At 45.1% G+C, this 9,257-nt stretch carries 8 protein-coding genes and 1 pseudogene; 2 read left to right on the forward strand and 7 right to left on the reverse strand.

Annotated elements, in window-relative coordinates; all coding sequences use genetic code 11:
• The first annotated feature begins 370 nt into the window (after window positions 1–370).
• Entirely contained in the window at window positions 371–910 is a 540-nt protein-coding gene (locus tag NL646_RS20740; RefSeq protein ID WP_005395734.1) for a PadR family transcriptional regulator, read from the forward strand.
• A gap of 70 nt (window positions 911–980) precedes the next feature.
• On the opposite strand, the gene metF is transcribed toward NL646_RS20740, so the two are convergent.
• The 3 genes from metF to NL646_RS20755 all read right to left on the reverse strand — a co-directional run bounded on the left by metF (window position 981) and on the right by NL646_RS20755 (window position 5,742).
• Window positions 981–1,883: a methylenetetrahydrofolate reductase gene (metF, locus tag NL646_RS20745; RefSeq protein WP_253664633.1), complete on the reverse strand. Its 903-nt coding sequence runs from the start codon at window positions 1,881–1,883 to the stop codon at window positions 981–983.
• Window positions 1,884–2,158: 275 nt separating this feature from the next.
• Entirely contained in the window at window positions 2,159–4,567 is a 2,409-nt protein-coding gene (locus NL646_RS20750) for a bifunctional aspartate kinase/homoserine dehydrogenase II (RefSeq protein ID WP_025793372.1), read from the reverse strand.
• A 14-nt stretch (window positions 4,568–4,581) separates the two neighbouring features.
• On the reverse strand, window positions 4,582–5,742 hold the full coding sequence (locus NL646_RS20755; protein WP_005496548.1) for an O-succinylhomoserine (thiol)-lyase: 1,161 nt from the start codon (window positions 5,740–5,742) through the stop codon (window positions 4,582–4,584).
• Between the two features lie 227 nt (window positions 5,743–5,969).
• Here NL646_RS20755 and metJ point away from each other — a divergent pair, with 227 nt between their 5' ends.
• Window positions 5,970–6,290 (forward strand): met regulon transcriptional regulator MetJ, encoded by a 321-nt coding sequence (gene metJ, locus NL646_RS20760; RefSeq protein ID WP_005432736.1) that lies wholly within the window; start codon window positions 5,970–5,972, stop codon window positions 6,288–6,290.
• Window positions 6,291–6,399: 109 nt separating this feature from the next.
• Here the strand turns inward: metJ and NL646_RS20765 are convergent, their stop codons facing one another.
• The 4 genes and pseudogenes from NL646_RS20765 to tuf form a co-directional block, all read right to left on the reverse strand.
• Window positions 6,400–7,677 carry a malic enzyme-like NAD(P)-binding protein gene (locus tag NL646_RS20765; RefSeq protein ID WP_005465132.1) on the reverse strand — a complete coding sequence of 426 codons (1,278 nt, stop codon included), beginning with the start codon at window positions 7,675–7,677 and terminating at the stop codon, window positions 6,400–6,402.
• 208 nt (window positions 7,678–7,885) lie between these two features.
• Window positions 7,886–8,362, reverse strand: coding sequence for a bacterioferritin (gene bfr, locus NL646_RS20770; RefSeq protein WP_005395745.1), 477 nt, complete (start codon window positions 8,360–8,362; stop codon window positions 7,886–7,888).
• A 92-nt stretch (window positions 8,363–8,454) separates the two neighbouring features.
• Window positions 8,455–8,643 carry a (2Fe-2S)-binding protein gene (locus NL646_RS20775; RefSeq protein WP_005496545.1) on the reverse strand — a complete coding sequence of 63 codons (189 nt, stop codon included), beginning with the start codon at window positions 8,641–8,643 and terminating at the stop codon, window positions 8,455–8,457.
• A gap of 330 nt (window positions 8,644–8,973) precedes the next feature.
• Window positions 8,974–9,257, reverse strand: a pseudogene (gene tuf / locus NL646_RS20780) (elongation factor Tu); the annotation flags it as partial.

A 9,257-nucleotide genomic window follows, 5' to 3' on the forward strand; every position in this document is an offset into this window, starting at 1 on the left:
CACATAATTGCGCAGCAAATAACCAGACATTTACACTACAAAAAACCCATAAAATACCAACAAATTAGAATTATTAACTACAAAATAACTCTATTGAGTATTATGTTAGTTTTTTAGGGTAATTTTGTCCTAGTATTCCACTTCATGCTTATTATTTATATACTACTTGCCTGCTGAGAGCTCATAAATCCAATCATACCTGCTCCAGCCCTGATGGGGATCCCCATCTCTAGGTGATAAACGGCTTTAAGGTGACAGGACCAACTTTGTTGGTGCTACTTATACATTAAAAAACTCAAGCGCCAGTAAGAGCGCAGCTGAAAGTGTAAGTAGCTTGTTTACAAGTTTATTGACCATTTGGATTGAAGACATGTCATTACCACACGTAATCTTAACTGTTCTTAGCACTCGCGACGCAACCGGTTACGATATCACTAAAGAATTCTCTGCTAGCATCGGTTACTTCTGGAAAGCAAGCCACCAACAAGTTTACCGTGAGCTAAATAAAATGGCCGAGAAAGAGCTGGTTACTTGCGTACTAGAACCTCAAGAAGGCAAACCAGACCGTAAGGTTTACTCCATCACAGATGCAGGCCGTAGCGCTCTTGGAGAATGGTTTGATCAACCAACTGCACACCCAACCGTTCGTGATGAATTTTCAGCGAAACTTATGGCTTGTGCTGTTCAACCATCAACACCTTTCCGTGATCAACTAGCAGAACTTGTTGAAGAGTCTCGTAAACTGGTTTCTCACTACAAAGAAATTGAAGCTGCTTACTACGCAACGCCTTCAACTTTGGACAAACAAGCTCGTTTAGAGCGCCTAACGCTTCGTCGTAACCTACTGTTACGTGAAACGTGGATCACTTGGGCAGAAGAAGTCCTAACAGAACTTGAAGTGATTGGTTAATTTCCTTTTACTTAGAGACAACGAAAAAGGCTTGCCACTTGGCAAGCCTTTTGTCTTTTTGAAACCGGATTTACGCTTCTACGGCTACACGAGGGCGAACACCCAAAGTATGGCATAGCGCATAAGTCATCTCCGCACGATTCAGCGTATAGAAGTGGAAATCTTTTACACCTTCGCGACTTAGTACACGAACCATATCAATAGCTTGGCTTGCACCTACAAGTTGGCGAGTCACAGGATCATCATCCAAACCTTCAAACTGTTTGCTCATCCATCCTGGCACTTTAACGTTATTCTGCGCCGCAAAGCGTGAGGCTTGCTTAAAGTTCGAAACTGGCAAAATACCCGGTACGATTTCTACATCGATTCCCGCCGCAACACAGCGGTCACGAAAACGCAGATAAGATTCCACATCAAAGAAGAACTGAGTAATGGCACGGTTTGCACCAGCATCCACTTTACGTTTTAGGTTTAGCAGATCCGATTGAGCACTTTTTGCCTCTGGATGCACTTCTGGAAAAGCCGCCACAGAAATATCAAAATCGTGACGAGATTTTAGTAGCTCAACCAAGTCCGAAGCATACATATCTGGAGCACCGCCACTAGGTGGGATGTCACCACGCAGCGCAACGATATTTTCGATGCCGTTATTCCAGTAATCATCAGCAATCTCAATCAACTCTGAACGTGTTGCATCGATACAAGTGAGGTGAGGCGCAGCCACTAAACCGGTCTCTGCTTTGATTTCCTTGATAATGGAGTGAGTTCTATCACGCTCACCAGAGTTTGCTCCGTATGTTACCGAAACAAATTTAGGCTTGAGCGTTTTGAGACGATGCACAGAGTTCCACAGCGTTTCTTCCATCTTTTCACTGCTTGGCGGAAAAAACTCAAACGAGACATTAATGTTATCTGACAACTCAGCGATATTCTGGTTTAAGGCGTCGATATGGCCTGCGTGCGTGTATCCCATCTTACTCTCCCTGTGGCACTCCGCCACGAAATCAAAATCCTTGAATCGACGTTTAGACGTCTATATGTCTACAGAATGTATTGAATGTGATTTAATGTCAACCTTGTGATTATGAATTTTTCTCACGTTAATAATGAGGATAGTTCAAGTTAATTCGCATCTGCTATTTACTCATAACAACGTTTGAAAATGGCGAATCTTATTTTAAGTATGGCACTGAGGAAGGAATAAAAAACCCCGGATGAATTCCAGGGTTTTTAGGTATCTCGCAAAGTTTAGAATAATCCAGCTAAGCGGTTGAGATCCGATTGGATTGCACCAGCGGTCACCTCGCGTCCTGCACCTGGGCCACGAATCACCAAAGGGTTGTCCTTGTACCATTTACTTTCAATCGCAAAAATGTTGTCGCATGGCAGCAAGTTAGCCAGAGCATGTTCGCGCGGTAATGCTTCTACGCCCACCGTCGCTTTGCCATTTTTCTCTAAGCGCGCCACATATCGAAGCACCTGCTCATCTCTTTGTGCTTTGGTTAGACGCTCTTGAAGAATCTCACTGAGCAGTGCGCCATTATCAAAGAACTCATCCAAACTCAGAGAGCGCAGCTCTTCAGGCACCAGTGATTCCACTTTTACGCTATCCGGTTCAATATCCAGACCAGACTCACGCGCTAAGATAACCAGTTTACGCATGACATCCGAACCATCTAAATCAGCACGCGGATCCGGTTCTGTTAATCCTTGTTGCCACGCTAAATCGACCAACTCATTAAACGGCACCGAGCCATCAAACTGCTGGAACAGCCAAGAAAGTGTTCCCGAGAAGATTCCGGATAGCGCCACAATCTCGTCACCACTTTCACGCAGATCTCGCACGGTATGGTTGATAGGTAACCCAGCCCCAACCGTCGCGTTGTAGAGCCAGTAACGACCGATTTTCGCGAATGCATCTTGCACTTGATGGTAATACTGACTGTCGGCAGAGCCTGCAACTTTGTTAGCAGAAATTAAATGGATGCCTTGCTGAGCGATATCAACATAACGTTGCGCCAACTCTTTGCTCGCAGTCACGTCCAATACCACGGCTTCATCATAACCTTGTAAATCGCCTAACCGACTCAGCCACGCCCCATCGTTCTCAATACTTTCTTCATCAAACCTGTCGGCAACCGCCGCCGCATCGATACCCTTTTCATCAAACCAATATGTCTGGCTATCGACAACGGCGACTAAGTCAAAGCTCATACCGTGGCGTTTTTCGAGTTCTGTTTTCTGAGTCGCAAATAGATTTAACCAGCTAGAACCGATATTGCCTTTGCCACATAACGCTACCGCTACGCGCTTTTGCGCTTGGAATAACTGGCTGTGAATCAACTGTACTAATGCTTCGGTATCGGTGCGACGTAGTACCGCAACTAGGCTTAAACCTGATTCAGTTTCAGAAACAAATTCAACTGGTGCGTGCTTCAATTTTTGGTAAAAACCAAAACAATGGTTGGCATTCTTCGTTACACCCGCTCCGACAGCGGCCACAAGTGAATAGCCTTCTTTGAGTTTGATTTCAGCTTCAACCGCAAGATCTTGTAGATACTTCAGCGCACCTGTCGCAATCTCTGCGGTGTACGCTAAGCGTAATTTTTGCTGATCGGCTTGGGCTTCGTAAGAGAGTGGCTCGAGTTGCGCACGTTGAAGAGACTTTAAAACATCACTTTGGGTTTTGTTGAAGTCATGACCATGCCTAAAAGACAATTGAATCAACAATACTTCATCCAAAGAAGTGATGATTTTCGCTCCACGCCCAGAAGCAAGTACACGCTCAATACGCGTTGAACCCGATTCAGGTTGATAACTGCACTTGAGGCTTAAGTCCATCGTGCTTTGCGCGACAGGTTGTAACGTACGGCTATGCAAGACCGGAGCTGCAAGGCGGGCCAGTTCACTCGCTTCGTCTAAGCGCAGTAAAGGCAACAGACATGCATCCGACACCAAACGAGGATCCGCACTGTAAACACCAGCAACATCACTCCAAATGGTTACGGTTGTCACTTCCGCCAAAGCACCGATTACGGTTGCGGAATAATCCGAGCCATTCCGCCCCAACAGCACGGTTTCTCCTGCCTCATTTTGCGCCATAAATCCGGTAATGATGACGCGTTTGTGGCTGTGTTGCGCCAACGCCTCCTTAATCAGGGGATAAGAACGCGCACGGTCAACTTCCGGCTGAGTACCGGCTTCTGCACGTAAAAATGCACGAGCATCTTGTGCGACCGCAGGAACATTTTGCTGTGAAAGCAAGGCAGCCAATAAACGTGAAGACCACACTTCACCGTGACCCAACACTGCCGCTTTTTGCGCATCCGTCAGTGGCGCAGTCAGCTCGGCTAAGGTACTGAACTCATCGTGCAAAGAAGCGAGCAATTGCGTCTGCACCTCGCCTTCTAATAAAGATTCAATTAGCTCCGACTGGAATTGTCTTAAGCCTTGCAGTGCTTCATGCGCAATACGGCCATCTTTGTCTAAACCTTCCAGAAACTCGATCAAGCGATTAGTGGTCTTCCCCGCGGCGGATACCACCACCAGATCATTCTCGGCAGAGTATTCTTTGAGAATATCGGCCACACGTAAGTAACATTCAGGGTTTGCTAAGCTGCTGCCACCAAATTTATGTAACTGACGTTGTACACTCATTTTTAGTTCTCCTATTACTGAGCAGCTTTTACAAAGGCTTGATCGAGATCGGCAATCAGGTCTTGTGCATCTTCTAAACCCACAGACAGACGAAGCAGCTGATGCGACACGCCCGCTTCCGCTAACGCCTCTTCCCCCATGGCTCGATGCGTCATAGATGCGGGGTGACAAATCAAACTCTCCACGCCACCAAGCGACTCTGCAAGAGAAAACAGTTCGAGCTCTTTAACAAACACTTTAAGTTGCTCAAATGAGCCTGCAAATTCAAAGCTCAACATAGACCCAAAACCCGACTGCTGCTTTTTCGCGATTTCGTGACCTGGGTGATCTGGCAAGCTCGGATGGTAAATCTTCGCGACCAAAGCCTGCTGTTGTAGGTAGTTGAGTACGTGTTGAGAGCTTTCTTCGTGCACTCGCATACGGGCGCCTAAAGTGCGGATCCCACGCAACGTCATGTAACTATCGAAAGGCGTACCCGTGGCGCCAATACAGTTTCCCCACCATGCAAGTTCTTCTGCGTGCGCTTCTGTTTTGGTGATCACCACACCACCAATCACGTCCGAGTGACCATTAATGTATTTTGTGGTTGAGTGGATAACAAAATCAGCACCGAGATCCAAAGGCTTTTGGTACACCGGTGTCAAAAAGGTATTGTCTACCGCAACCAAAGCGCCCACTTGTTTGGCTTTTTCGCATACCGCAGCAATATCAACCACACGAACCAAAGGGTTCGATGGAGTTTCTAACAAAATAAGCTTTGGCTTTTTCGCTAGTGCAGCCTCTAGAGCTTGCTCATCCGATTGATCAACGAACTGCACTTTGAAGTCGCCTTTGTTAGCTCGTGTATTGAACAAACGGTATGTGCCACCATAGCAATCATGCGGTGCAACAATCAGATCATCTGGCCCAAGAAAAGCCGATACCCACAAGTTAAGTGCGGAAGTACCGCAGTTAGTCACCACTGCGCCTTTGCCAGACTCTAACTCTGATAACGCACTCTCTAGCAAACCACGGTTTGGGTTACCTGAACGCGTGTAATCGTATTTAGGGACTTCACCAAAAGCAGGGAAACCATAGTTGGTTGAAAGGTAGATTGGTGGAACAACAGCGTGGTATTGGCTGTCTGATTCGATACCAGTGCGTACAGCAATGGTCGCAGGCTTGCGGGTGCTCATGGGTGTATCCTTTCACGGGTGATGACTTCTAAATAGGAATGCGCTATATCTAATTTGTCAGATCTATCTGAACAACACTCTTCCTTAACTGTTCTGTTCACTTTACTTGTCAAAAAATGAGACGTCAACACTTCTAGACGTCTATATGTCTTTGCTTGTGGCAGTAAATGCAGCTAAAATCAGCACCTATATTAATTTTCAACTTATTACATAAATGAAGGTGTGCAATGGCTGACTGGAATGGCGAATACATTAGCCCATATGCTGAGCACGGTAAAAAAAGCGAACAAGTAAAAAAAATTACCGTTTCTATCCCGCTAAAAGTTTTAAAAGTGCTGACTGATGAGCGTACTCGTCGTCAGATCAATAACTTACGCCATGCAACCAACAGCGAACTACTATGTGAAGCATTCCTGCACGCATATACAGGTCAGCCATTACCAACGGATGAAGACCTTCGTAAAGACAGACCGGATGACATTCCAACTGAAGCAAAAGCGTTAATGACGGCGATGGGTATCGAATTCGAAGCATTTGACGAAGAATAATTGCTTACAAATTCATCCGCTTTAGAAGCTGCGCCGGGGGCAGTTTTTGGAGATATAAAAAATGGGACGTCAATGCGTCCCATTTTTGCGTTCAATGTGGCTGAGTAAATTACTCTGCCATGTAGTTTTCTGGCATCTCGATACGAGCAACACCGGAATCTACTGCCGCTTGAGCTACCGCTTTTGCTACGCGAGGTAGCAGACGTGGATCCATTGGCTTAGGAATGATGTAGTCGCTGCCAAATTCTAGCTTCTCAACACCTGCAGCTTTTAGTACCGATTCAGGTACAGGCTCTTTTGCCAATGCACGAATTGCGTCAACTGCTGCCAGCTTCATGTCGTCATTGATTTCACTCGCACGTACATCTAACGCACCACGGAAAATGAAAGGGAAACACAACACGTTGTTCACTTGGTTTGGATAATCACTGCGACCAGTACCCATAATTAAGTCATCACGCACTGCGTGTGCTAGCTCAGGTTTGATTTCAGGATCTGGGTTTGAACAAGCAAATACAACTGGCTTGTCAGCCATGAGTTTCAACGCTTCTGGTGGCAATAGATTTGGACCAGATACACCTAGGAATAGGTCTGCACCTTCGATCACATCTTCTAGTGTGCGCTTGTCTGTATTGTTTGCGAACAGTTGCTTGTACTCATTCAGATCATCACGACGAGTATGGATCACCCCTTTGCGATCCAGCATGTAGATCTTCTCGCGCATTGCGCCACACTTGATAAGCAGCTCCATACATGCAACGGCTGCAGCACCAGCACCAAGACAAACAATCGTTGAATCTTCAAGCTTCTTACCCTGCAGCTCGATAGCATTGAGCATACCTGCAGCTGTCACGATAGCCGTACCATGTTGATCATCGTGGAATACTGGTACGTCACAACGCTCAATCAAACGCTTTTCAATTTCAAAACAGTCTGGTGCTTTGATGTCTTCAAGGTTGATACCACCGAAAGTGTCAGCAATGTTCGCAACCGTATCAACGAACTCGTCGATCGTGCGATGCTTCACTTCAATATCAATTGAATCAAGGCCAGCAAAACGCTTAAACAGTAACGCTTTACCTTCCATTACAGGCTTAGAGGCAAGTGGGCCAAGGTTACCTAGACCAAGAATAGCGGTACCGTTTGAAATAACCGCAACCATGTTGCCTTTCGCTGTGTACTTGTACACGTTGTCAGGGTTTTGTGCGATTTCACGTACAGGCTCAGCCACGCCAGGACTGTATGCAAGAGCAAGGTCACCAGCAGTTTCGGCTGGTTTAGTTAATTCGACAGCGATTTTACCCGGGGTTGGGTAAGCATGGTAATCCAGAGCTTTTTGGCGATGTTCTTCTTCTGGGGTGGCTGCTTGGCGATTGTCTTCAGACATGGATCGTTTCTCTTTGTTATTTTTAGGTAAGGGGGCATAAATTCTAAAGGATAGAAATCAATCTTCATAGGTAAGATTGCGAGCAATATCCTTAAAAAGCCGATAATAAAAGAGATTAGACCAGATAAGTGTGTTAAGCACCTGATTTTCTGGTCAGGTGCTCTTTTTATGATATGAATTCTTTTTGAACAATGCGTCAGTATGTTCGTTACTCTTCATCGACATACTGAGCTTGAAGGTAGTTTTCAATGCCTGACATTTCAATCAAGCCAAGTTGGGTCTCAAGCCAGTCCACATGCTCTTCTTCATCTTCGAGAATATCTTGAAATAAATCACGCGAAACATAGTCGCGAATATCTTCGGCATAGGCAATCGCATCTTTTAGATCCGGAATGGCCGCCATCTCCAGTTTAAGGTCGCATTCGAGCATTTCCTTAGTATCTTCACCAATCATTAGCTTTCCAAGATCTTGAAGGTTCGGTAATCCCTCCAAGAACAAGATCCGCTCGATAAGGTGGTCAGCATGCTTCATTTCATCAATCGACTCGTGGTATTCCTTATCGGCAAGGTGCTTTAACCCCCAGTCTTTATACATACGAGCATGAAGAAAATATTGATTGATAGCGATGAGCTCGTTACCGAGCACTTTATTGAGATGTTGGATGATGATTGGATCGCCTTTCATGACAAAGCCCTCCTATTTGGCTTCTATTAACTTTAGAAGCAAATGAGAAGGTGTCAAAGAGACCAAGTAATCCTCAAAAAGCGATGAGGTAGTTAACTAGCTTGTCTTAATTCGGTGTAATGTGTTTCTGCTAGGATTTCTTTCGCCTGCTTAATGCACTTACCACACTGGCTCCCCAAAGCAGTGCATCTCTTAATGCCTCGAATATCAGTTACACCCTCATCTATCGCCAACTTCCTAATTTTTTTGTCGGAGACGCCATGGCAAAGACAAACGTACATATAAAAACCTTTCTAATAAAAACCGAAGACAAGAATATAAACGGGAATGGTTATTGTTACCACTCGTATTGAGGAAGTATTGAGAACATTTCGTTATATAGGTTTTTGTTCGGAAAGAGAGGATCAATCACTTATGAGGGAACTGCAAATCAGAAAAAACATACTTCAAGTAAGAGGTTGTTTTTTTTAAACAAGAAGGGAGCACCTTCAGTTTGTGCTTATAACTAAATAAAAAACAAATACGAAAAAGGGAAGCCGAAGCCTCCCTTTTCTTGATGCGCTTTCTTCAAAAAGAAGAAGAGTGCAAGATTTCGTTTAATTCGTTAAGAATTATTCGAAGATCTTAGCAACAACACCAGCACCTACTGTACGGCCACCTTCACGGATAGCGAAACGTAGACCTTCGTCCATTGCGATTGGTGCGATTAGCTCAACAACCATTTGGATGTTGTCGCCTGGCATTACCATTTCTACGCCTTCTGGTAGAGAGATATCGCCAGTTACGTCAGTTGTACGGAAGTAGAACTGTGGACGGTAACCTTTGAAGAAAGGAGTGTGACGACCGCCTTCTTCTTTAGATAGTACGTATACTTCTGATTCGAACTTAGTGTGTG

This window comes from Vibrio sp. Y20_XG_PY13, from assembly GCF_024181925.1.
In the GTDB taxonomy this organism is placed as follows: Bacteria; Pseudomonadota; Gammaproteobacteria; order Enterobacterales; family Vibrionaceae; genus Vibrio; species Vibrio parahaemolyticus.

Excerpts from the sequence above, each read along its gene's own strand:
- NL646_RS20740 (WP_005395734.1), top strand. The coding sequence starts at position 371 with ATGTCATTACCACACGTAATCTTAACTGTTCTTAGCACTCGCGACGCA.
- metF (WP_253664633.1), bottom strand. The coding sequence starts at position 1,883 with ATGGGATACACGCACGCAGGCCATATCGACGCCTTAAACCAGAATATC.
- NL646_RS20750 (WP_025793372.1), bottom strand. The coding sequence starts at position 4,567 with ATGAGTGTACAACGTCAGTTACATAAATTTGGTGGCAGCAGCTTAGCA.
- NL646_RS20755 (WP_005496548.1), bottom strand. The coding sequence starts at position 5,742 with ATGAGCACCCGCAAGCCTGCGACCATTGCTGTACGCACTGGTATCGAA.
- metJ (WP_005432736.1), top strand. The coding sequence starts at position 5,970 with ATGGCTGACTGGAATGGCGAATACATTAGCCCATATGCTGAGCACGGT.
- NL646_RS20765 (WP_005465132.1), bottom strand. The coding sequence starts at position 7,677 with ATGTCTGAAGACAATCGCCAAGCAGCCACCCCAGAAGAAGAACATCGC.
- bfr (WP_005395745.1), bottom strand. The coding sequence starts at position 8,362 with ATGAAAGGCGATCCAATCATCATCCAACATCTCAATAAAGTGCTCGGT.
- NL646_RS20775 (WP_005496545.1), bottom strand. The coding sequence starts at position 8,643 with ATGTACGTTTGTCTTTGCCATGGCGTCTCCGACAAAAAAATTAGGAAG.